Source organism: Eubacterium maltosivorans, assembly GCF_002441855.2.
Taxonomy (GTDB): domain Bacteria; phylum Bacillota; class Clostridia; order Eubacteriales; family Eubacteriaceae; genus Eubacterium; species Eubacterium maltosivorans.
Window position 1 is genome coordinate 2,791,879 of record NZ_CP029487.1, and the last position, 24,076, is coordinate 2,815,954.

A 24,076-nucleotide genomic window follows, 5' to 3' on the forward strand; every position below is an offset into this window, starting at 1 on the left:
TTGCAGGATTGACAGAGCTTTCGCAGATTTTTATAATGACATTAAGGGATGCCGCCAAAAAGGCGGTGAAAAAGGAGGAGAAAAAATGAAAAAGGTGGTTATCGGATGCAGTGTGCTTCGAAAGGAGATTGAAGCCGCGCTTGGGGAGCGATCGGATTTTAAATTCAACTGGCTGGAGGATCAGCTGCACAATGTGCCGGAAACCCTTCATGAAAAGGTACAGGCCGCCATCGACGCGGAGACCGGTGCAGAAAGGATTTACCTGCTCTACGGGCACTGCGGACAGGCTCTGACCGGCATACAGGCAAAAAACTGTCCGGTGGTACTGCCAAAGGTAGAGGACTGCATCGACGTTCTGCTCTGTCATAACCCAAACACCACCGAAATGCGACGAAGCTCATATTTCGTATCACAGGGCTGGTTATGGGGCGAAGAGGGCCTCGGATATGAATATGACCGTATGAAAGAAAAATACGGCGAAAAACGGGCTTTACGCGTCATAAAAGCCATGTATAAAAATTATAAGTACCTCATGTTTGTCAAAACCGGCGTGGAGGACCAGAGTGTCCGTGAAAAATGCGCTGGTGTGGCAGAAAAGCTGAACCTCGAGCTGCAGGAAACCGAGGGCGATGTGGACCTGATCATTGAGATGCTGGGCGGCAGCACTGATGAGCGGTTTATTGTGATTCCTCCCGGAGAGATGATTCGGGAAGAGATGTTTCGAGCTGGTTAAATTCCCCTGCCCATTCAAAGCCTTTTTTTGCTATAATGACAGCGATCACCTCATTGATCACAGCAGCAGCGGCGATGGTTCCCTGGATAATCCTGGCGTTTCCCGGGGCGGCCACAGACAGCACTGAGACAGCAATACCGGTAAATACCAGTGAAACGCCCGAATGAGGCAATAAAGTAAAGCCAAGGTATTTCCGAACTGTTTCCGGCGATTTTGTAAGTTTTGCTCCGATCCACGCACCGCCGTATTTCCCGCAGGCACGGGAAATGATATAAATAAAGGTAAAGAGTCCGGCTCCCAAAATAAGATGGTAGTCCAGCGGCGCGCCAAGATTTAAAATGACAACAATCATGGCCAGGCCCAGGATAGGGTTAAAACCGGCGACTATTTCTTCCAGGCGTTCTGGGGAAACTAGGTTTGAAAAGGCAGCAGAGAATGCCATGCCCATGAGCATAAAGTTTAGTATCGGTTTTGGCATCAGGCAGGTGTTGCATAAGAAACCAATGGCAGAGGTTAAGAGCAGCATGATTATAAGGATAAACAATGTAACTGGTGGTGTTGATTTTCTGCGAAGGAGAAGCCCGGCGGGCACGCCGGTCACCACGCCGATAACAAGCGGCAGAAGCACGACAACAAAGATCATATACGCAGGAAGCTTCTGTTCACCGATATTTCCGGCAACAAGAGCGATAGTGGTGAAAAAAACAACGACCCCGACGATATCATCCAGAGCGGCCATAGGAATCAGGGTTTTGGTGACCGGTCCGTCGGTTTTAAACTCTCTGACGATTGAAAGTGCCGGTGCTGGAGCGGTCGCCAGAGCGATTCCGCCAAAAATTACAGCGAGGTAAAGCGAAATACCGCTTATCCAGAAAACAACAGCAAACACAGTCGATACTAAAAGAAAAGTACCGAGGGACTGTGTGAGAGTAGTGATGACAAGCGCTTTCCCGGATTTTTTGATACGGTTCCAGACAAGCTCTGTACCGATCATCAGGCCGACTGTGCATTCCAGAATATGAATAACAGACTGGTACCATCCAGCATCCAAAATGGCGTTGTTTACAAGACCTGCGGCGTGTGGCCCCAGAAGCATGCCGGCGATGAGCCAGCCCAGAATGGCGGGCAGCTTTATCTGTGAAACAAGCTTTCCGACTAAGAAAGCCGCGGAAATGGCGAGCAGAAGTCTTAAAAGAGCAGTGATCATGACTCATACCCTCTTTCTGCCAGGCCGTAAAGCATAAAATCCAGAAATTTTGCCAGGTTAACTTCATGGGAGGAGACAATGTCAGAAAACGGCAAATTATTATAGACAGGGCTGCTAAAGTAGCCGTTAAACATATCCTGCATCAAGGAAAAATATGCCAGTGCATCTTCCTCAGAAATACTCTCCCTTAAAGTAATGGAGGACAGTATCTCTTTATAGAGTATAAGATTAAAGGCTTTAAAATCCTTCTGGATATTTTGGATCTCTTTTTTTAGCTGTGCGGGCGGCTGGAGAATGGCCTCAAAAAAAAGATGTGTTTCATACTCGTTTTCCTGAAAAAAGCGCAGACGGGCATCCATGTATCCGCGCAGGTCTGAGCCGGTGTTCTGTTTTTTTAGATAAGCGGTTAAAGCACTGAAGCTTTTCTCTACGCATGCCAGGTAAAGGGCATCCTTATTTTTAAAATTATGGTACAACAGCCCCTTTGGAATACCAGTACCGCAAATATTATTGAGTGATGCGGCAAAGTAACCCTTTTCACCAAATTCCCGCATGGCGGCAGTCATAATTCGCTCTTTCGTGATTTCTGTTTTTGCTTCTTTTTTCATCGTTAAACTCCTATATTATAGACTTATAAGTCTATAATATAGGAAATAGACCAACTGGTCAATAAGATTATAAAATTAATACGTGTTTATCATATAAAATTAAGCGCCGCATATATGCCCATGCCAATGACCCCGCATCCCAGCATGACATAAATGGGATTGAGCTTGAATTTCCGGAGGATAAAAAGGCTGACGGCAAAGAGAACCACAGCCACAAAATCGATATTGTCCGCTGTAAGCTGTACCAGGCCGTTCTTAAAAAAGGTTACAATGACGATTGAAAGACCGGCCGAGGCGATGAGGGCTACCACAGCGGGGCGGAGGCCAGAGAGCACGCCTTTGATGGTGTGCAGATTTCGAAAGCGGTAGTAAACCGCAGCCAGGACCAGCACGATGATGCAGGAGGGTGTGACACAGCCGACAGTGGCGACAATGGCGCCGCCGATCCCTGCGGTTTTGATGCCCACAAAGGTGGCGGCATTGATGGCGATGGGGCCTGGCGTCATCTGGGAAATAGTGATAATGTCAATAAACTGGGTCATATCCATCCAGCCGTGGAGGTTGACAACCTGCTCTTGAATGAGCGGGAGCGCCGCGTATCCCCCGCCGATGCTGAAAAGCCCGATCTGGAAAAAGCTGATAAATAACTGAAGATAAGTCATGGCCGCCTCCTATAAAAGATTCTTTCCGGTACGTTTGGCCGTAAAGGTCACCAGAGCGCCGATGAGGCCGCAGATCAGGATGAGGATAATCACATTCATTTTTACAAAAGCGCTGAGGATGAAAACCACAAACATCATAACGACGGGCAAGGCCTTTCGTGCTTTAAAAATATCGCCGCCCATGTCAATGACGACATCCACAATGACCGCGGATACCCCGGCCTGCATGGCTTTAAGCAGGAATCCCACGTACAGGTTGTCGCGGAAAGCGGTATAAAAAAGTGAGATAACAGACAAAATGATTAAGGGCGGCAGTACTGTCCCGACAATAGCTACAAAAGCGCCGAGAACACCCGACACCCGGTAGCCGACCAGGATGGAGGCGTTAACTGCCATGGCGCCGGGAGAAGACTGAGCAATGGCCGTGAGATCCAGCATTTCCTGCTCCTCGATCCAGCCCAGCTCTTTGACGAATTTTTTCCGCATGAGCGGCACAATGACGTAGCCCCCGCCAAAGGTAAACATGCTTAGACTGAAGGTAGAGATAAACAATTTAAAAAGTTTCTTAGCATCCATATAAAAATCCTTTGTATGAGATTTGATGATTCTATTGTACTTTAGGGGAATAAATTTGGCAAATAGTATTATATAATTAAAAAGATAGGCAAAAGCCTATCTTTTTAGAGCGCTGCACGGGCAGTCTTCTTTTTTCAGCTGCAAGTGCCGCTTAACTTATCAGCTGTTCAAAAATTTTAAGGCGATTTCTGAAAATTCTTCCGCGTTTGTAGCTATCGCAGGATGTCCGCCGGTATTGAAAAAATAGATTGTTCCATTTTTAACGATTCTCTTCATCTCTGCATATTCTTCCAGCATATTCTTTCGGCACATTGTATCTTCTAAACTTCCTGTGAAGAGAACAGGAACCCTCAATGATTTCAAAGGTTTTGAGAATAACGGTAACTTTTTCTCTGCGCATTCTGTCAGTGCCTGTGTATTAAGGTCTACCACAGTTTCCCAATCCTTGCCCTGGCACCATTCGTAAAACTGCTTAGCAAAAGGATCGTGTTTTGCGTATTCGCGTTCTTTCAGTAAATTTACTGCAAAGTCTTCATTTAGAGTCCTGCCGTCAAAGCTGTCTGCAATAATTTTGTCTATGAGGTCGGGACGCTCTAACGCTGTATTGACAGCAACCCAGGCGCCTCCACTTGTTCCAATCAGATTTGCTTTTTCAATTTTTAAGTGTTCAATAAGTGCGATAACCTGCTGAGCCTGTGAAATCCATAAATCCGGCGGAAATTTTTTAACTCTGTCTGATTGTCCATTGCCTAAAAAGTCGATCAAAATTACCCTGAAATGTTTTTGATATAAGGGCAACAGCATTTTAAACATAACTGATGAAGCGGTGTCGCCATGTAACATGACAAGCGGCTTACCCCAACCAGCTTCTTTATAAAATATTTTTTTTGACTGATAATTAAAATATGACATATTCATCTGCCTCCTAATCATTTTTTTAATTATTTGATTAGCAAGGCGTAATAACAAAGGTACACCTTGCCATTACTTTGTAATCCAGATACCCATAAAACAGTCCTCCCTTTTGCCTGTTGATTGCTTTTATTATACTTCACAGGGTTACAAAAAGATATACCATTTTATTTTTCTGTATGAAAAATGCCGTTTAGAATTTTGACGAGGCCTGTAAAGCGTCTGAGCCAATAAAAAAGCACTCCTGAGTCAGAAGTGCTTTTAATGTCAGTGATTTGGATGGCTTTCGTTCCAGAGACGATCAGCGTTGACCTTCCAGGCTTTTGCGGCGTCCAGGCATTTGTCCGAAAGCGCTTTTACATCCTCGGGGTGAGTGAGGTCGGTGGAGTGCGCGCCGGACAGTTCAACCATGCTGGTCAGGCGGCCTGGGTTATCAAGCAGCGGACAGGGGCGCAGATGGTTTGGGTTGAAGGGCTGGTTTTTATGGTACTGCATGAAAAGCGGCCGCCTGTAAGCCTCCAGTAAGGTTTGCTCATGGATGTTGGAATCGGAGTAATGGATGAAGGCACAGGGCTCAATGTCGCCGCCAGCATTGATGTGCAGGTAATTGCGGCCTCCTGCGATACAGCCCTTGACGTACTCGCCGTCATTCCAGAAATCCAGGGTAAACAAGGGCTTGGTGCCTCGGAATTTGCGGATCTGGTGATACATGTACTCTCGCTGGTCCGCGGTGGCCATGAGCTCGGGGACAGCGTCGACACCGACAGGCATATAGGTAAAGAACCAGCCAAACTTACAGCCCTTTTCGATCATGGCGTCAAAATACGCCTCACTGCCGATGACATCAGTATTCTGACGGTGGTAGCAGGTAGAAAAACCAAAGGGCAGCTTTTTGGCTTTTAAAATATCCATGGCTTTTATGACCGCAGCATAGGTTCCTTTACCGCGGCGCATGTCGGTTTCTTCCTCAAAACCCTCGACGCTGATGGCCGGGATAAAGTTCTGAACCCGCAGCATCTCATCGGCAAAGGCTTCGTCGATGAGGATAGCGTTGGTAAAGGACAGAAAGGCACAGTCGTCATGCTTTTCACACAGCTTGATAATGTCTTTTTTGCGCACAAGGGGCTCTCCGCCGGAATAGATATACATATAAGTCCCGAGGGCCTTTCCCTGCTCGATGATGCTGTCCAGCGTATCGAAATCCATGGACATTTTATCCCCGTATTCCGCAGCCCAGCAGCCTGTACAGTGCAGATTGCAGGCTGAGGTAGGGTCCATGAGAATGGCCCACGGGATATTGCAGTCGTATTTTTCCTTGTTCATGTTCTGGCGTTTGCAGCCGATGATGACACTGTTGATGATAAAATTGTTAAAGAGACGCTTTCGGACACCGGGGTCAATGTCGGTCCACAGGCTTTTTACCAGCCGGTTCCAGTTGTTATTTTCATCGGCCAGAGCTTTCTTGACGACCTTCATCTGGCCAGCGATGGTCTGGTCTTTATCAAATTTTTCGACCCACTCAATGATTCTTGGAATATTTTTATCCGGGTCTGCATCCAGATACCTGATGACCTGTTTCATACCAAAGGACTTAATGTTTTCACTTAAACTCATATTTGATGCCATTTTAAAGCCTCCATTCTGTAAATCTTGCCTGCATTTAGCGCCCGATTTTCTGATTTTACTATAGCATCAGGAGAGTTGCATGTAATTAGACAATGTCTGGCTTTGTAAAAAATTCAGACAGATTCTGGAATTTGTCCAATAAAAAAGCGGCCCACAGGCCGCTGAGAAGCAATTTTACTAATTTGTCGGGATTTCCCCCACCCCGTTTAAAATAAACTGTGGACGGTATGGGAATTCCTGGACGGTTTCTGGTGTGGAGACGCCGGAGAGGACCAGGATGGTGTGCATGCCGGATTCGATACCGGAGATAATGTCCGTATCCATGCGGTCGCCGACAATGGCGGCATCCTCAGAATGAACGCCGAGCATACGAATACCAGTGCGGACCATGAGCGGATTTGGCTTTCCGACAAAATAAGCAGATTTTCCGGTTGCCAGCTCGATGGGCGCGGTAAATGCTCGGCAGGCTGGTACCAGGCCGCCTTCGGCAGGGCCGGTGAGATCCGGGTTTGTCCCGATGAGCTTAGCACCTTTTAAGACAAAACGAACGGCCTTCAGGATGGTGTCATAGTTGTAATTATAGCTCTCGCCCACAACAACGTAATCCGGGTTCATATCATTCATGGTAATACCGGCGCTGTATAAGGCGTTGATGAGACCGGGCTCACCGATGACATAAGCAGAGCAGCCTGGTGACTGTGTGCTCAGAAATTTAGCGGTGGCCAGGGCGCTGGTATAAAAATGACTCTCGTCAATGTCAAGGCCAAGGCGGGAGAGCTTTTCCTTTAACTCGAGTGGCGAGCGCTCGCTGGAGTTTGTAAGGAAGAGAAAATTTTTATCCTCCCGGTACAGCCAGTCCACGAACTCGGGAACGCCGGGAAGAAGGCGGTTACCATGATAGATAACGCCGTCCATATCACAGATAAAACCTTTTATGCTGTCAAGGGTTTCTTTTAAAGCTTCATTCATCGATATTACCTCCAAAATTGAAAATCGATCCTATATGATTTTATTATATACGCTGTTGCTTAAATTTGTAAAGATAAAAACCGTTAATTATATCCTTAAAAAAAGGTTAATTCCCAAAAAATCATAAAACTATCACACCACGTGTAAATAATTATGATATAATAAAATCCATTAGGAACATCCAATGGATTTGAGGAGATTTAAATGGAGAAAAAAAAACTTGCCATGGGCATTGTGGCGGTTGCGGTGCTTAGCCTTGTGCTGGCGCTGTTGACAACCGGTATCAGTACAAAGGTTAAAACAGGTTCAGAGGCTGCAAAGGATGAAAAGCTGATTCTTGGAGCGTGGGCAGATGATTCTGGCGTCGATATTGAATTTGCAGATAACAATGTGTTTAAAATGTTTGGTGACGACGTCGCGACCTATACAATGGATACAAAGGAAAAAAACGTGGACATGAAGTATGCTCAGGCCTACGGCGGGCAGACCACTCATATGTCCTATGTCATTGACGGGGATACCCTGACGCTGACAGACCGGGACACAGGCGACGTCCATGTTTATAAAAAGACCCAGTAACGCAGGCAGCGCTTCCGTACAAATGGCGGAAGCGCTGTTTTTATAATTATATTTCAAATTTAAACCCCTCGGGCAACTCGGTGTTGAGTAGTTTTTTCTGTTCTAGGCTTAAGTCCGGCAGTTTATAGGAATCCATACGGGCATCGTAGATTTTTTTAGCGCGGTCACGGATATCACCTTCTTCTTCACGGGTGTTTTCCTTACAGCCTTTTCGGTTAAATACAGCGCTGGCCAGGTAGTTATCCTCACGGTATTCCTTTGGCGTACGGCCGCTCAGGTAATTGCCTCGTGGGCCGGTCTTTTCGATGGATTTAAGGGCCTTTTTCTGATGGTCATCGGAGACGTCAAACCCCTTGCGCATGCGTTTCAGATAGCGGATGGTTTCTTCGTCTTCAATGAATTTTTCGTAGCTTGTGAGATTAAAGCTGCCCATGGTACCTACTCCATGAACGATCATGGCAGTTTGAGTGAGCATCGGCGCCATAAGGCCTACTGTGGATTCTACACCGGCCTGGTAATCGGCCTTGAACGCATCGCCCAGGCCGCCGCCCATGCGGGCAGGAATACGGTAATAGTTGGCTAAGGCGATGTGCGCCAGGGTGATGAGCGAGAATTCCGGCGCGCCCATGCAGAGCTGAACATAGCGCATATCTGTCATGGAGGACAGGCTGGTGTACATACAGGGAAGGCCTGGATTCATGAGCTGTGATAAAACGACAATGGACAACACCGCTGCCGCGTCCTGCACCACAGAGCCAAACAGAGAGCCCGGCGCCGTCAGGTTGGTCATGGAGCAGGCCGTAATGCTCAGCGGCTGGTTTTCCTTAATTTCCCCCATAAAGTAGGCCATGGATTCCCAGCCGACGGCCAGAGGTGAGATGACACAGCCGCCGCTGTAGCATACGTATTTATCCTCTATTCCAAAGAATTTTTTGGCAAACTGGATGCCCTCGCGGGTACCGGTTTCAAGGTCGGATTTTTTGTAGTTATTCTCGGTGGCGGTGAGTACGTTAAAGATAGGCTTGTGGCTGTACTTCAGCATCAAAGCAAGCTGAGGCAGGTAGCGGTCCCTGGATTTATCAAGACCGGGAACGTCGATGGCGATCTGGCTTGTGATGCCGATGACGTCAGAGGTGTCAATAAGCTTGTAAAAGTTGATGACATCGTGAAGATCTGTGTCACTGTAGCTGCCGTCAAAGTTTAAAACCAGAGGCGTGCCGTTGGTTGGAATGATGACCGGGTCATGGTCCAGGCCGATCGCGACGCTTCTGTCAAAGCCCTGAAGCTCAAAATTGTCGGGTACAGTTTTAAGCGCCTTGTTCAGCAGAGCTTCATCAATATAGACAATATCACCGTCTACCCTGGCACCATGTTGGCTGTAAATACCGCGGGCTTCCTCGTTTTCAATTTTAACACCAACGGTGCTTAAAATATGTAGCACGCTTTCGTGCAGTTTTTCGACATCCTCTTTGGTAAAAAAGACATCGGTTAAACTTGTTCTAATCATTGGATATTCTCTCCTTATATTTCAATTCAAACATTTCCGAAAGGCAAAGCCCGGGCCCAGAATAAAGGCCCAGGCTTCAGTTAGTTTTAGTCGTCATTTAAAGATTCACGCTTCGGCAGGCTGGATATCAACCGGTTCAGTTAGCTGTTTATCTTCTGATGATTCTTGACTGTCGTCTCCTTCAAACGGTGCGACGAGTTCATCGACAGCTTCTGGTTCAATTTCAGGCTTATTGCGTTTATAGTGATTTCGTATAATTTCCGCGTAAGGCAGGCCTTTGTCCTCCTTTACCATCAGGAAGAAAGAGACCATCATGATGCAGATAAAGATCAGCGTTGGTATGGACGGCGCGATGATAAAGGTCTGGAGTGTCTGCAGGGATCCGTCCGCGCCGGAGATTGTCAGGGCAACCGGTACGACGACCAGTGCGACAGCCCAGAACATACGATACCATCTTGGCGGCTCCTGCCCAAGCTTCAGATTTTTACAGGATAACTGAGAGAGAACGAAAGCAGTGGAATCCAGTGAGGTAGCCAGATTGATAAACATGGTTATCAGCATTAGCGCCAGTATAATCTTGCCGAGCGGCAGACTGGTCAGAATGGTGACGATGGCCCAGGTATCGCCCTTGGCTTCAAGCACGCCAACGATATCGATCCCCTGAATAGTCTGGGCGTGAACGCCGTAGCCGCCCAGGATGGCGAATACCATCAGCGCGCTTCCTGCGCTGACGACCAGCTCAGCGATAATGATTTCACGGAGCGAGCGGCCTTTAGAGATCCGGGCAACCCAGAGACCCATAAAGGGCGCGACCGTGATGCACCAGGCAAAGTAGAAAATGGTCCAGCCCTGCGCAAAGCCGTTTTGTCCGATTGCGTCTGTGAACAGGCTCCACTGCATATAATTCTGAAGAAGTAAACCAATGGAATCGCAGGCTTTATTGAAGATAAAAGCGGTTGGTCCAAAGATTAAGACCATTCCCAGCATCACGAAGGCTACCCACACGTTAATGCGGCTTAGATTTTGAATACCAGAGTCCAGTCCTTTCCAGACACTGGTACAGAATACAGCGCTCCAGGCCAGAATAATGGCCAGCTTTGTCCACATGGTCGGTGGAATATTGAAGAAATATTCCAGCCCGGTAGCGATCATCGGAGTGCCGAGACCAAGGGTAGCGACATAGGAAATCAATATGACGATTAGAACAACGAGGTCGATGACAGACCCGGTTCTCCCGCGGGTTAATTTAACCGGCAGTACCTTGCTGCAGGTCTGGCTTAGGCGGAGTATTGGGTCTCTCCGGCGCCAGTAGAGATAGGTCATGGGAATGGCCGGCAGGCAATAGAGCGCCCAGGCTGTAGGTCCCCAGTGAAGAAATGAAAGGGCAGTTGAGATATTGGCGGCTTCGACAGATAAAGAAGCGTATCCCGGAGGCGGCGAAGTGTAGTAATGCGCCCATTCAATGCATCCCCAGTAAATGATGCTGGAGCCCTGTCCTGCGCAGAAAAGCATGGCAATCCAGGAAAAGGTGGAGTAATCTGGCTTTTCGGACGGAGAACCCATTTTTGTTTTGCCGAGCTTGCTGACAGCAATGGCAATACACAGGATAAGCGCGCCAAAAGAGAAGAGCAGGAATCCCCAGCCAAAGCCATTTAACGACGCCTGTTGAATGGCTGTCATGATTTTCTGACTTTGCTCAGGAAAGGCAAGAATTGGAATAATAAGAGCAGCTAGCAAAATGAAAGCACCGATAAAGATAAGCCGGTCAACACGCACTTTATCTTCATTGGGACTTTTTATAGAAGTGTTTGGTTTCATCAGTATTTTCCCCCTTACTTATAAAAACTTCTAAATAAATTTCCCCTGAATTTTTCTTATGATCGTACCCGCGGTTCCAGATCAAGCAGGTTTCCCTCGCTGTCAAATGGAAGCGGAGCCGGTTCGCTGAGAATTTCAATGTCATCTCTGCCCTGAACCTCGCTGTAGTAGGCTTCGGACAGCATAATGTGCTGAATAAAGGATGAGTTTGGAATGCGGACAATTCTCGGATTGTCCTTGTCGTTTCCGACGCAGATTTTCACACAGAGCTGGATGGTTTCACGGTCTGTTTTCATGACACAGGGTATACGGGCACTGCCGACCTCAACTGAGGTAATTGAATTTGGATACATTTCCTCAAGATCAAGCTTTCTGGCGCAGCGGGCTGTGGTAGCGTTGGCCATGCCAATCCCGATCCCGTTTCCCTGGGTTTCGGGTGAAAGGTCCAGAACGCAGACATACTGCGATTTAATGCCGCCGTCAGCATAGGGCGTGCAGAAAGTTCCGGTAATATTAGGGTCCATACCGTCACCGCTGAAGTTTTTGCCAAGCTCATCCACAATCAGTACATCGCACGCATCCACGAGAATACGCGGCATGAGGTCTGTCGCTTCCTGCAAAAGCACTGGTTCCGCATCGCCGACATCATCGCGGTGGATACAGGCGATTTTACAGGTTTCATCATAAGCGTTCTCTATTGTGGCGACTGCAAACAGCATCTTAGAGTGGTCGATAATGGCCTGGCCATACATGTGTATGTTTTTAGGAAGAAGCTCATAGCCCTGGGCATGGCAGTTTTCAGCCCCGGCTTGCTTTGCGAGACCGATGGCCATCATTTTCATGATCCCGCTCTGGTAAGGGCCCCGGAAGCAGGTATGGGGCTTTACACGGTTATAGATAATGATGCCGTCAGCTTCAGCGGCGTTTTTGTCAATATATACATCCCGGCCGTCAGGTGTCAGGCCGATTTTTTTAACCTCCATGGAGGAAATGATCGGGCAGCCGATAACCTCCTCTGTAATGCCATAACCGTTTAAAATTGAAGTCTGGAGCTCGGCCACTGCGCCGCCGTGACTGCCCATGGCCGGGACAACAAAGGGGGTTGCGCCCTTTTTCTTGCAGAAATCGACAATGGCTTTCAGGATTCTGGCATAGTTGGCCAGCCCTCTGCTGCCGGCTGTGATGGCGATACGCATGCCAGGCTTTATCTGATCTGCAAATTTTGGCGCTTCCAGCTGGCTGTGCACAACCGATGGAATATTCTCGGGTTTGATCACAGGCCTTGGAAAGGTCTGCTTGATTTTAAAAAATTTTGGTAGCGGTGTGTCTTTCAGTAAATCGGATACTACGCTGCTCATTTCTATCCCTCCTTCTTATAACAGTGTTGCGCCGGAAGCTGTGTCTCCGGCATAACGGGTAAACAATCCTAGAACACCATTGTACTCAGGTGACTGGTTTTTCCAGATGGCTCTGCGTTTTTCAAGTACCGCTGCCATTTCATCATCGCTCTCTCGTTTTCCCTTTACGCCAACAAGCCTCAGGGTGCGCTTGGGTACATTGATGTCGATGATATCATCGTCTTCGATAAGAGCGATGGGGCCGCCTACGGCGGCTTCTGGTGAGACGTGGCCGATGGCTGGGCCTCTGGTGGCGCCGGAGTAGCGACCGTCGGTGATGATGGCAGTGCTGGCGCGCAGCTCTGGATGGTAGTGCAGCGTCTCGGTAGCCCGGAACATTTCGGGCATGCCGCATCCCCTTGGGCCGACGTAGCGAATCACCACGGCATCGCCCGGTACGATTTTGCCGGATTCGATGGCCTCTACAGCGTCCTCCTCATTGTTGAACACTCTGGCACGGCCAGTAAAGATGTGGGTAGCCGGGTCGGCCGACGCATGTTTGATGACAGCGCCGCCAGGCGCGATGTTTCCGTAGAGGGCCGCCATACCGCCGTCAGGCTTGCAGGGATCTGTCAGCGGGCGGATGATGTCCCGCGGCTCGTGGCCAAAGTTTTTCAGATAGCTGGCAGTATGTCTGAAAAAGCCGGTGCGCTCAAGCTCCGCGAGGTTTTCCCCGACGGTTTTGCCTGTGACAGTCATCTCGTCCAGGTAAAGGAAGTTCGCAATCTCCCGCATGATGGCGGGCACGCCGCCTGCAAAGTACAGATAAGAGGTCGGCCATTTTCCGCTGGAGATCAGTGATGTCAGAACAGGTATCTGGCGGTGGATACGGTCAAAATCCGACAGAGTAATGTTAATTCCGGCCTGCTTTGCGATGGCAGGAATGTGCAGGGTTGCGTTGGTTGAGCCGGAAACGGCAGCGTGAACCATGATGGCGTTCAGAAAAGAGCGCTTAGTAAGAATTTTCTGAGGCGTCAGGCTTTCCTCCACCATTTCAACAATGCGCTGTCCGGCTTTCTGAGCGTATGCCCTGATCATACCGGCCCAGGCAGGCATGAGTGCGTTGCCGGGAAGAGCGAGGCCAAGGGCTTCTGAAAGCAGCTGCATGGTGGAAGCTGTGCCCATATACGGGCAGGAGCCAGGAGTAGGACAGGCGTTACAGTGCAAAAATTCTGCGTCATCCTGAGTAATCTCTCCCCGCGCGAGCCGCCCGGGCGTTTCATAGCCAACGACACCGGTGATGAACTCTGGCCCAGGCATCATGGCGCCGCCGCAGAAGTGGATGGCGGGAATATCGAGCCGGGCGATGGTCATGAGGTGTGCGGGTACGGCTTTGTCACAGGAGGAAAAAAGAACCATTCCGTCATAAGGGGCGGATTTCGCATGAATCTCTACCAGTGATGAGATAATATCCCGTGAGGCCAGTGAGTATCGGATGCCCTCGTGTCCGCAGGCCACACCGTCGCAGATATCGGTGGCAGTATGGACCGCTGGCTTGGCATTTTTTTTATAGACACCGAGTCCGGCGCTGTCGACCAGGGCGTTCAGATGGGTGCTTCCAGGGTGGCTGTCGCCAAAGGTACTCTCTAAAAGTATCTGAGGCTGTGACAGCTCCTCGGGGATCCATCCGGTTCCCAGCCGCATGGGGTCAAACTCGGGATTTTCTTTTCTTGCTTTTTGACTTTTAAGCATGATATTGTGCTCCTTTTTTGTGTAAACCTGTTTTATGGTAAATAGGATAACACAAAAGTTTGTGAATGGAGGATCTTGAACGAAGAATTGAAAATCACATAACAATTCTCCGTCCTTAATGATACATTCTCCATTATATAATTTAAAAGAGGGGCTTAGATGATGCCGGCTTCTACCAGAACACTGTAGAGCTGGCGTTTGCCGTCGATATCGATGGCGGCGGCAGGCTTTCTCGGGAATCCGCAGTCGATCCCCTGCATTTCAACCGCTGCTTTCAGCGAGCTTGGGAAGGGTTGTCCAAAGATAACCGCCATGACCTTGCAGAGCCTGCGGTGATATTCTTGGGCTTTTTGCAGATCTCCTGCCATAAAGCTATCGTACAGGCGGCGGCAGAGTTTTGGAGCAGCGCAGGCGCCCACACCCATAAAACCGTGCCCGCCGCAGGCCAGTGTCCCGAGGAAGGTTTCATCGGTTCCGGTCAAAACGCCAAAGGCCTGGTCTCTGGTTTCATTGATGATGGACACTGTGCTGGTAAGGTCGGCCACATTTTTAATGCCGTAGATATTCTTTTCTCTGGACAGCTCAACAATGGATTCCACAGACAGCGTTACATTGGTGTAATCCGGATAATGGTAAATGATTACGCCGGGTTTTGAGAAGCGGGCGATTTCTTTATAGTAGTTTACCATGGATTCCTCAGTGGTTGGCGGGTCAAAGGGAGTCATGATGAGGTTGAAGTCCACACCGATTTCGCCGGCGTATGAGCAGAGCTCCTTAGTGCCGGCGGTGGTGTTGGCGCTGCAGCAGGCAGCGATCTTGAGACGGCCATCTGCAGCTTTGACAGCTGCCTTGAACAGTTGCTTTCTCTCCTCGATACCCATGGCTGGATATTCGCCGGAGCTGCCGCCCACCAGAATACCGTCAAGGCTCTCATCGGCAAGATGATCCACCAGCTTTTTCACCGATTCGACGTTCAGGCTTTCATCACGATTCATGGGGGTTACCATGGCTGCATACACACCTTTAAATGATTTGGCCGCTGGCAGCTCCTTTCCCTCCAGGTAAGCTCGGCTGTTTTGCTGCTTCAAATTGCCCATGTCCATTTTAGCGTTGATGCGCAGTCGCTGGGGATCATAGAATACACGGTCGCAGAGGGTGACTTCCACAGTCTGTCCTCCGGTTTTTACCATAACTTTCTCCCCGTTTTTAGCGTGTCCGGATTCGATGAGGCAATAGCCAATGCTCTCTTCCACTGTGTAGCCATAATTGGCGGTAGTGACCTTTCCGATCACCTTTTCCTTTACTAAAACCGGGCTTTCGTTTTCGATGTCGATGGCATCGTCACTGGCTACAAAGCCCATGAGTCTGCGTTCAGGACCCTTCTCCTTGATTTTGAGGAGCTTTTCTTTTCCAGTGAAATAGGGCTTATCCCAGTTGACAGACCATTCCATGCCCATTTCCAGCGGGTTTGTTCCACCGAAATCCCGGACAGTGATGAGTCCCTTTTCGGTGGGAACGCTCTCGAGGGTGACGTCGCTTTCGACAATGCGGACACCGTATTTTTTTCCGATCCGCAGCAGGTCTGCGACGATCTGGCTGATACGGGCGCTGTCTGCGAAAATTTCAAAGCCAAGCTCACCGGTGAACCCAGTGCGGGACAGGATAATGGGAATACCGCCGGCCTCATTTTCCATAAAGGTGTAGTACTTCATGTCGGTCATGTCGCACTTCAGGTAGGATGCCAGCATACGGCGGGAATCCGGACCCTGGACAGACCAGAGGGAAATTTCGTCGCTCAGGTCTTCAAAGCGGACCGCGCGTTTGTTTTTATGCTTTTCAAACCACTCAAGTGTGTTGTCCTTAAAGGGTGAAATCATCCAGAATTTTTCATCGCTGTAACAGTAGAAGGTGACATCGTCGATCATCACAGCTTCCTCGTTTAAAATACTGGTGTACATGACCTTACCTGGGACCAGGTGCGCCAAATCGTTTACACACATCTCATCTAAAAAGATGCGTGCATCCTTTCCGGTAATTTCCACAAGGCCCATGGTGAAGTCAAAAATCGCCACGTGATTGCGGATGAGTTCATGGTCATGTCTTCTGGCCATATCATTTTTTTTGTACATTCTCTTCCTCCCGGTTGGTTAATATTTATGTGATAAATGCTTTGCTGGCTTTGGAGAATACCGGCAGCCAAAAGCTTTTTTATCGGATACTCAGTTATAACGCAAGGCGTGTGCCAAAAGGCAGAAATGTCAAAAAAATTTTTGTAAAATTTAAGGTATAATGCTGGAAGCCCTTGATTTTAGGCGTAAAAAACACGACATGCTTGTCAAGGATAAAGCCGAGTGTTACAATTGAGACAGTTTTTTAACAGGCTATCATCGGGGAAATGATGAAAAAATTCATTGCCGTGATGATAGAATTCATCACTCAAAAAGATGGTTTGTTTTGGAAGTATTGGTTGTAAAAAGGTGAGGGAAAATGAATTTAGGTGATATCTGCAGTTCAGAATATCTGCTCGCGGACCTTGAGGAAGGCCTTGAGCAGGCGGTCAAAAAACTTTCGGGGCAGGATACAGCGTTCGTACTGGCGGCTGATCTCGGCCAGGTTGAAAAGGTATTTACAGACAGGGCGCTCCTGCGCCTTTATATGGAGAGCGGCGGCAGTGAAAGCACATTAGAGGATTGCGTTTCAAGAATGGCCTTTAAAATTTTATCGGCAGATCTGCCGGTTGAGCAGGTTCCTGAAATGGCGGAAGGGACGCTGATCATTGCCCTTAAAGACGAAAAGCCCGTCGGCGTGCTCCACTATACAAAAGCCATACGGGAACTGCTGTCTGCCAACAGGACCTTTGATTTATCCATTGAAGGATTTCAGCAGGTTTTTGAAAATATTGAAGAAGAAATCGTTGTTTCCACAGGAGACGGCCGTATCTCCTATCTGAATCCCAAGGCTGAGCATCTTATCGGGCTGCCGGCCAAAGAGCTGGTGGGTATGAGTCTTGAAGAGCTGGTGGAAAAGAAAATTTTTTATCCCAGCGCGGCCCTGGAGGTATTAAAAATCAGGAAAAAAGTGGACATGCAGACAACCCTGAAGGACGGAGAGGAGCGCCTGAGCACCGCTATCCCTATTTTTGACCAGAACGGCGGGATAAAATATACGGTGTGCACCTCGAAAAATGTGGGCGAGATTTTAAGGCTCAACCAGCAGCTGCTCTCCAAGAAAGCCAAGCTCAGGCAAAAGGATGAGGAAATTGAGCGGATGCAGAAAAAAGAATTTGAGCAGATGAATTTCTACTTTGACAGCCCGGAAATGTATAAAGTTATGCGCTCCATCCGGCGCACTGCACCCCTTGACATGACTGTTCTGATTCAGGGAGAAACCGGTGTGGGCAAAGGAATTATCGCTAAGAGCATCCACTATTTAAGCAACCGGAGGCATCAGCCCTTTGTCAAGATCAACTGCGGGCTGATCCCAGAAAACCTTATCGAGGCTGAGCTTTTCGGTTATGAGGAGGGCGCTTTCACTGGCGCTTCCAAAGGCGGCAAGGTCGGCAAGGTCGAGATGGCCAACGGCGGCACCCTCTTTCTTGATGAAATCGGTGATATGCCGCTTCCTCTCCAGATCAAGCTGCTGGATTTTATCCAGGACTCTACCTTTGTGCGGGTAGGCGGCGTAAAGCCACAGAAGGCCGATGTGCGCATCATATCTGCCACGAACAGGAATCTGGATAAAATGATGCAGGAGGGCACCTTCAGGCAGGATCTGTTTTACCGGCTCAATGTTTTTAACCTGACCATTCCCCCGCTGCGTGAGCGCACAGGGGATATTCCCGAGCTCATCGAATTCTTTTTAAAAAAATTTAACAGCAAGTATGGCTTGAACAAAAAACTGGCGCCGGACCTTATCTATGAGCTATACCAGTACAGCTGGCCAGGCAACGTGCGTGAGCTGGAGCACACCCTGGAGCGCTTGATCGTGATGAGCGAAGGCGACGAGATTAACTCCGAAACCCTTCACGAGGCATTGAATAACGCCCAGAAGCCTTCACTCAACATTGTCTGCAACGGGATTATGCCATACAAGGAAGCTAAAAGCACCCTTGAAAAAATATTGGTGCAGCGGGCCTACGAGACCTGCGGATCAACCTACAAGGCTGCCGAGGCACTTGGAATCGATCAGTCCACTGTGGCCAAGCTGCTCAAGAAATACCGGGCCGAAAACTAACCAGAGTCAAAAAATAGCCTTTATGAGCACAAAAAGTGCATTTAACAGATTACACCATAGTGATATAATAAATAAGTAAAAGTTTAGTATCAGCTTGGGGGAATTGCCATGGGGTGTAAAAATTTTAAAGACATTAACAAAGAAACGGTTAAGGACTATTTAAAGGAGTGTACGGATTATTTTGCGCCGGATGCGCGTTTGAGCGTGTATGAAATCGGCGAAAGCGAGGAAGACGGCGACGGCTTTATCAATTTTCTGTACCGTGTCTGGGACGAAAACGGAAAATCCGTGATCGTCAAGCAGGCTAAGACCTATTATAAGGCCTTTGAGGAAGGCGTGGGCCCCTTTGTACAGGACCGCAACGCGCTGGAGGCGGATGTCATGCGCATCAAGGGCGCCATCACACCGGAATATATTCCAGAGGTCTATCAGGTAGACCTTGACAACCATATTTACCTCTGTGAGGATTGCAGCGATTTAAAAATTCTGCGGTTTGAACTGATGAAGGGCAAAAAATTTCCGGATTTTCCAAAGAAGATCGGCGAGTTTATTGCCAAATCCAACTTTTACACCTCCGAGTATTATCTGGACGCCACGGTTTACAAGGAGCTTCAGGCAAAATTCCTGAACCCCAATATGCGTCTGGTATTTGAGATCGGCCTGTTCCTGAAAGATGAGCATGCTATCGACGACCATGATCCTCACGATGATCCAAACGCTGATCCCGAGCGTCTGGCCATGGGCGACGCGCCATGGAAAAGCAAGGCCTTCCGTACCGAAATGCTCAAGCTGCGCGACATTCACATGAAGCACTGCGAATGTCTGGTACACGGCGACCTGCACACCTCCAACATTATGATAAACGACGAAAAAATGAAAATTATTGACCAGGAATACGCCTTTATGGGGGCTTCATCCTCCGATACTGGCTACCTCATGGGCAGTGTGCTCTATGAATACATTCGCTGGTTTTATATGGATGATTACCCTGAGGATTTCTGTAAGGATTTCAGGGAAACTATTCTCGGCTATATGCGGGACATTATCCATACCTACAATGCGGTTTATACCGAGTGCTGGAAAAAGGACGCCAAGGTGACCTACCGTGATTTTGACGATTTTCGCGAGTCCATCCTCAGGAATTTTATTCAGGAGGTCTGCGGTTTTACCGGCTGCCAGATTACGAGCCGTGTAGGCGGGCTTGTCCCTCTCCCCGACTTTGACACCATCGAGGACCGGGAAAAACGCAACGAGGCCTGCCGCCTGTCCCTCACCATCGCCAACTATCTGATCATGCACCGCATGGAAATCGAAAGCATTGACGACATGGTGGACACGATTGTTCAGATTACAGAAAACTTCTTTAAACTGATAAAGATTATTGATTAATATAAAAGCCCCTCATATAAATTTTATATGAGGGGCTTTGTACAAGGAGATATAAATGAAAACCATCGATTGCCTCGGGGATATCTGTCCCCTGCCGGTTATGAAGCTTCAGAAGGAGACAAAAAAGATGCAGCCCGGCGACAGTGTCATGCTTGTCACGGACCACAGCTGCGCGGTAAAAACCATCCGGCAGTTCTGCGAAAGCCGGCAGTTTTCCTGCGCGTGCGACGAGGTGATGAACGGCGTCTGGGAGATCACAGTCAGCAGATAGTGTCGGCCAGGATCTTTTCAATATAGGAGGTCAGCTTCAGGAGGGTCCGGTCCCGGTATTCCGAAGCCTTTTTCTTAATAATGTAATAGTCGTTGTGCAGGGCCATTTCCTCCACCCCGATAATTTTGAGCTGTTTGTGATACAGCTCTTTTTTTATGCACATATACGGGAGAAAGGCCATGCCGTAACCGTTCATGGTAGAAAGCTTGATGGACTCGATGGAATCCTGCTTAAACATGATCATCAGCCGATCAGGGTCGATCCCCTCCTCGAACAGACGCTTTTCAAGGTGCTGCTCGGTGCGCTGGTCTGAGGTCAGGGTCAGCAGCGGATGGTGGTAGAGGTCCTCCTTATGAATGGTGTCGGCAATGTTCATCTCACTGCCGGCCACCAGAAAAACATCGTCGGAGAAAACCTTCTGTCCTGTCAGTGAAGGGTCTGACGGCGGCCCGGAAATAAAGCCGATGTCCCCCTGGTCGCAGTTGATCTGCTGCTCGATACGGGCGCTCGCCACCGAGGAGATTTCCAGTGAGTAAGTTGGAAAATTCTTTTTTACATAGTACAGGGTGCAGGGCAGCGCATAGGAGGCGATGATGGGTGTGGATAAAATATGAAGCACGCGGTTGCTCTCCTCGTTTTCCTGAATTTCACGGATCATGCTGTCATAGGTAGAGGTCAGGTGCCTGGCGTACTCGTAGACAACTTTGCCGTTACAGGTCAGTGTGACGCCACGGTTGCTGCGCTCGATGAGCTGAGTATTGAAAAGCTGCTCCATAGTTTTGATCTGCTGGCTGAGAGCTGACTGAGAGATATAAGTCTGCTCAGCTGTTTTGGTGATGCTGCCATTGTCCACTATTTTTATAAACATTCTCAAAGATTCGATATTCATGCCATTGCCTCCTTTGTCATTGATTACAGTATATCACAGAACAGGAATAAGGTGCGGAAATTCTGTCATCAGTTTTTCTTATGCTGAATCGCTTTTCAATGTTATTCAAATTACTGATGAGGTGCTATAATGGAATCATCAAAAGTTGATAGTTTTTTAACAAAGGAGGGGAAAGGATTTGGAAGAAAAGATTCAGCGGTCTACCAGGACCCGCGCGCCGAGGAAGCCGAAAAAAAACCAGATACCCATCGCCATTGTGGTAACGATTTTAGTCGTAATCGCGGGCGTCTATCTTGGACTGGGAAGCGAGAAGCTGCCGGTATATTGGATTATCGGGCTCTGCTTTGGTTTTATCCTTCAGCGGGCGCGCTTCTGCTTTACCGCATCGGTGCGTGACCCGAGCCTTACCGGGAGCACCTCACTGACCCGGGCGGTGCTCATCGCCTTTGCGGTGACGACCATTGGGTTTACAGCCATCAAGTATGGTGCCTACCTAAACGGTCAGGAAATACCGGGCATGAGCTCAGTAGCGCCCATCAGTCTGCCGCTGGCGCTGGGGGCGGTGTTCTTCGGTATCGGCATGGTCATCGCCGGGGGCTGTGCCTCTGGAACGCTGATGCGTGTCGGTGAAGGGTTCACCATGCAGATGCTGGCTTTGGTGTTCTTTGTGGTCGGTTCCTTCTGGGGCGCTCACGACATGGGATTTTGGGACGGTGTCTTTAACACCAACGCGCCCAAGATCTTTTTACCGGATGTGTTTGGATGGTTTGGCGCTTTAGTCGTCCAGGGATTAATTATTCTTCTGCTGTATATTGCCGCAAGGCAGTGGCAGAAAAAGAAGATGGGAACAGCGGATTAATTTGGAATTCAAAAAAAGAAATTATAAGAAAAAGGAGAAATTAAAATGAGTGAATATACGTTAGATTGTTTAGGTGAAGCCTGTCCAGTGCCATTGATGAAAACTGAAAAGGAACTGGCAAAACTGAATGTCGGCGATCTGTTAATCGTCTCTATTGACCACAGCTGTGCCATGAAAAATGTGCCGGAATGGGCGCGCGCTCAGGGCCATAACGTCGAAATCGAGGAAGTGGACGATGGCGAATGGGAAGTTGTGATTGAAAAAACCAAATAACCCAATATGAGGGGGAGGTTGTTATTGTGAAAGAATTTTTTCAAAAGCTCAGTAAAAATGATTTTTATAAAAAATTGATGAAAGAGCCTTTGACCTATGTGGCTGGCGCGGTGCTCCTGTCTGTTTTCCAGATCGCGCACCTGGCGTCCCTCGGCAGTGCCTGGGGCGTTACCAGCGCTTTTGCGGACTGGGGCGCCTGGATATACCAGGGCCTTGGCGGGGATGTGAGCTCCTGGGCTTATTTTGCAGGCGAAAAGGCGCAGCATACCCTGGCCGCAGGCTTTCTGCACGACGGCGGTTCTATCCGAAATATTGGAATCATCGTTGGAGCATTGCTGGCCACGCTCTACGCATCACAGTTTAAAATTAAAAAGATCAAGTCTATCCGTCAGGTAGTGGCCGCCATCTTAGGCGGGCTGCTCATGGGTTATGGCGCCAGAATGGCCCACGGCTGTAATATTGGAGCGCTGTACAGCGGAATCTCTTCCCTGTCCCTTTCCGGCTGGATTTTCGCAGCCTTCCTGATGGTCGGCGCCTTTATCGGCAGTAAACTGCTGGCAAAGTATTTTATGTAAAATCAATTAGGAGTATGGAATGAATAAGAAAACAGAGCAGTATGATGTTGTAATAATCGGCGGCGGCGCTGCTGGCCTGACCGCGGGGATCTACTGCGGGCGTGCCCGCCTGAAAACCCTGCTGATCGAAAAGGCACTGGTGGGGGGGCTTGCCACCTATACCAGTGAAATTGAAAACTATCCCGGCTTTCCAGAAGGCTCAAGCGGTCTGGGGCTCATGGATTTATTCCATGAACAGGCCAAGAAATTCGGCGTGAAATTTAAGCTGACCGATGTGCGCTCCGTAGATTTCTCCGGCGAAACCAAGGTGGTTGAAACTTTCAGAAACCGCTTTGAGGCCAAGGTCGTCATTGTGGCCACCGGCGGAAAGCCGCGTCTGACCGGCGCTGAAAACGAGGATAAATATCTGTACGACAAGGGTATCTCCTTCTGCGCGACCTGTGACGCGGCCGCCAACACCGGAAAGACCGTTATGGTCATCGGCAGCGGCGACGCGGCCATTGAGGAAGGCACCTTCCTGACAAAATTCGCGGACAAGGTCATCGTTTCCGTTATGCATGAGGAAGGCAAAATGGACTGCAACGAGATCGCCAAGGCCCAGGCCCTGGAAAATCCAAAAATGGAATTTATCTGGAATACCGTTGCCGAACGCTTTGAGGGCGACGAGCACCTGGATACTGTCGTGCTGAAAAACATTAAAACCGAGGAGTCCATCCCCGTCAAGGTAGATACCTGTTTCCTCTTTATCGGCTATCTCCCCAATACCGAATGGTTTAAGGATATTCTGGATATGAACCGCGGCGGTTACCTCATTACCAACGAACGGATGGAAACCAACGTGCCAGGTGTTCTTGCCGCAGGCGACGTCCGTGATAAATTCTTAAAACAGGTTGCCACAGCCGTAGGCGACGGCGCCATTGCCGGCTACGGCGCAGAAAAATATATCTCCGAACTGGAAGTCTATGAAAGCCAGGTGCTCAACAATGGCGAACCCTCCGTCGTCTATGTATGGAACGCGGTAGATCCCAACTGCCGTGAGCTCATGACCACCGTTGAAGCCTTCCAGGAAAAACACGCAGGTGACCTCCACGTCACCAATGTGGATATTTACAAATCCGACGGCATTGCCAGACGTTTGGGCATCTCCGAAGTGCCGGCGGTCCTCTATATCAAAAACAACGAAGTCCAGAAAACCCTGACTCAAAATATCTCCATGGAAGGGCTTGAAGGACTGGTAGATTAGACCGTAATCCATTATCAAGATTAAACCAACTCGTTAATACACCCAACTTAGACCACTT

At 48.8% G+C, this 24,076-nt stretch carries 22 protein-coding genes; 9 read left to right on the plus strand and 13 right to left on the minus strand.

The genetic code is table 11. The features are described from left to right. Positions 1-85: 85 nt before the first annotated feature. Positions 86-733, plus strand: coding sequence for a DUF1638 domain-containing protein (locus CPZ25_RS13200; RefSeq protein ID WP_096918810.1), 648 nt, complete (start codon positions 86-88; stop codon positions 731-733). Here the strand turns inward: CPZ25_RS13200 and CPZ25_RS13205 are convergent. The 7 genes from CPZ25_RS13205 to CPZ25_RS13235 form a co-directional block, all read right to left on the minus strand. Beyond that, a complete protein-coding gene (locus CPZ25_RS13205; protein ID WP_096918811.1) occupies positions 678-1,940 on the minus strand; it encodes a cation:proton antiporter in 1,263 nt (420 codons plus the stop codon). The genes CPZ25_RS13200 and CPZ25_RS13205 overlap by 56 nt on opposite strands. Continuing rightward, positions 1,937-2,548, minus strand: a complete 612-nt coding sequence (locus CPZ25_RS13210) for a TetR/AcrR family transcriptional regulator (protein WP_058692968.1) — start codon at positions 2,546-2,548, stop codon at positions 1,937-1,939. The genes CPZ25_RS13205 and CPZ25_RS13210 overlap by 4 nt, the downstream gene beginning before the upstream one ends. Positions 2,549-2,637: 89 nt before the next feature. Further along, on the minus strand, positions 2,638-3,210 hold the full coding sequence (locus CPZ25_RS13215; protein WP_074616382.1) for a chromate transporter: 573 nt from the start codon (positions 3,208-3,210) through the stop codon (positions 2,638-2,640). 9 nt (positions 3,211-3,219) lie between these two features. Beyond that, positions 3,220-3,786, minus strand: coding sequence for a chromate transporter (locus tag CPZ25_RS13220; RefSeq protein WP_058692970.1), 567 nt, complete (start codon positions 3,784-3,786; stop codon positions 3,220-3,222). 159 nt (positions 3,787-3,945) lie between these two features. Then, positions 3,946-4,698, minus strand: coding sequence for an alpha/beta fold hydrolase (locus CPZ25_RS13225; RefSeq protein ID WP_074616381.1), 753 nt, complete (start codon positions 4,696-4,698; stop codon positions 3,946-3,948). 267 nt (positions 4,699-4,965) lie between these two features. Next, entirely contained in the window at positions 4,966-6,324 is a 1,359-nt protein-coding gene (locus tag CPZ25_RS13230; RefSeq protein WP_243129304.1) for a radical SAM/SPASM domain-containing protein, read from the minus strand. A gap of 177 nt (positions 6,325-6,501) precedes the next feature. Further along, a complete protein-coding gene (locus CPZ25_RS13235) occupies positions 6,502-7,293 on the minus strand; it encodes an HAD-IIA family hydrolase (RefSeq protein WP_058692971.1) in 792 nt (263 codons plus the stop codon). Between the two features lie 204 nt (positions 7,294-7,497). Here CPZ25_RS13235 and CPZ25_RS13240 point away from each other — a divergent pair, with 204 nt between their 5' ends. Next, entirely contained in the window at positions 7,498-7,872 is a 375-nt protein-coding gene (locus CPZ25_RS13240) for a hypothetical protein (protein WP_074616380.1), read from the plus strand. 46 nt (positions 7,873-7,918) lie between these two features. Here CPZ25_RS13240 and mtcB read toward each other — a convergent pair whose 3' ends face one another. From mtcB to CPZ25_RS13265, 5 genes are all read right to left on the minus strand, one after another. Next, entirely contained in the window at positions 7,919-9,379 is a 1,461-nt protein-coding gene (gene mtcB, locus CPZ25_RS13245) for an L-carnitine--corrinoid protein Co-methyltransferase MtcB (RefSeq protein ID WP_074616379.1), read from the minus strand. 105 nt (positions 9,380-9,484) lie between these two features. Further along, complete coding sequence (locus CPZ25_RS13250; RefSeq protein WP_096918812.1) at positions 9,485-11,197, minus strand: BCCT family transporter; 1,713 nt, start codon at positions 11,195-11,197, stop codon at positions 9,485-9,487. Between the two features lie 56 nt (positions 11,198-11,253). Beyond that, positions 11,254-12,555: a nickel pincer cofactor-dependent isomerase, group 22 gene (locus CPZ25_RS13255; RefSeq protein ID WP_096918813.1), complete on the minus strand. Its 1,302-nt coding sequence runs from the start codon at positions 12,553-12,555 to the stop codon at positions 11,254-11,256. A 15-nt stretch (positions 12,556-12,570) separates the two neighbouring features. Then, positions 12,571-14,286, minus strand: coding sequence for a dihydroxy-acid dehydratase (gene ilvD / locus CPZ25_RS13260; protein WP_074616376.1), 1,716 nt, complete (start codon positions 14,284-14,286; stop codon positions 12,571-12,573). 155 nt (positions 14,287-14,441) lie between these two features. After that, complete coding sequence (locus CPZ25_RS13265; protein WP_096918814.1) at positions 14,442-16,415, minus strand: dihydrodipicolinate synthase family protein; 1,974 nt, start codon at positions 16,413-16,415, stop codon at positions 14,442-14,444. 358 nt (positions 16,416-16,773) lie between these two features. On the opposite strand from CPZ25_RS13265, the gene CPZ25_RS13270 reads away from it, so the two are divergent. From CPZ25_RS13270 to CPZ25_RS13280, 3 genes are all read left to right on the plus strand, one after another. Further along, positions 16,774-18,519 carry a sigma-54 interaction domain-containing protein gene (locus tag CPZ25_RS13270; protein WP_058692978.1) on the plus strand — a complete coding sequence of 582 codons (1,746 nt, stop codon included), beginning with the start codon at positions 16,774-16,776 and terminating at the stop codon, positions 18,517-18,519. Positions 18,520-18,627: 108 nt separating this feature from the next. After that, positions 18,628-19,908, plus strand: coding sequence for an S-methyl-5-thioribose kinase (locus tag CPZ25_RS13275; RefSeq protein WP_074616374.1), 1,281 nt, complete (start codon positions 18,628-18,630; stop codon positions 19,906-19,908). Positions 19,909-19,963: 55 nt separating this feature from the next. Then, positions 19,964-20,179, plus strand: coding sequence for a sulfurtransferase TusA family protein (locus CPZ25_RS13280; RefSeq protein ID WP_058692980.1), 216 nt, complete (start codon positions 19,964-19,966; stop codon positions 20,177-20,179). Here the strand turns inward: CPZ25_RS13280 and CPZ25_RS13285 are convergent. Then, on the minus strand, positions 20,169-21,068 hold the full coding sequence (locus CPZ25_RS13285; RefSeq protein ID WP_058692981.1) for a LysR family transcriptional regulator: 900 nt from the start codon (positions 21,066-21,068) through the stop codon (positions 20,169-20,171). The genes CPZ25_RS13280 and CPZ25_RS13285 overlap by 11 nt on opposite strands. 178 nt (positions 21,069-21,246) lie before the next feature. Here CPZ25_RS13285 and CPZ25_RS13290 point away from each other — a divergent pair, with 178 nt between their 5' ends. The 4 genes from CPZ25_RS13290 to CPZ25_RS13305 are packed head-to-tail and all read left to right on the plus strand — an operon-like array spanning position 21,247 to position 24,018. Further along, entirely contained in the window at positions 21,247-21,927 is a 681-nt protein-coding gene (locus tag CPZ25_RS13290; protein ID WP_083337015.1) for a YeeE/YedE thiosulfate transporter family protein, read from the plus strand. Between the two features lie 45 nt (positions 21,928-21,972). Next, a complete protein-coding gene (locus CPZ25_RS13295) occupies positions 21,973-22,200 on the plus strand; it encodes a sulfurtransferase TusA family protein (protein WP_058692982.1) in 228 nt (75 codons plus the stop codon). Positions 22,201-22,226: 26 nt separating this feature from the next. After that, positions 22,227-22,775: a YeeE/YedE thiosulfate transporter family protein gene (locus CPZ25_RS13300; protein WP_074616371.1), complete on the plus strand. Its 549-nt coding sequence runs from the start codon at positions 22,227-22,229 to the stop codon at positions 22,773-22,775. Positions 22,776-22,794: 19 nt separating this feature from the next. Continuing rightward, the gene (locus CPZ25_RS13305; RefSeq protein WP_096918815.1) at positions 22,795-24,018 is read left to right on the plus strand and encodes an FAD-dependent oxidoreductase; all 1,224 of its coding nucleotides are present in this window, start codon (positions 22,795-22,797) and stop codon (positions 24,016-24,018) included. Positions 24,019-24,076 lie beyond the last annotated feature (58 nt).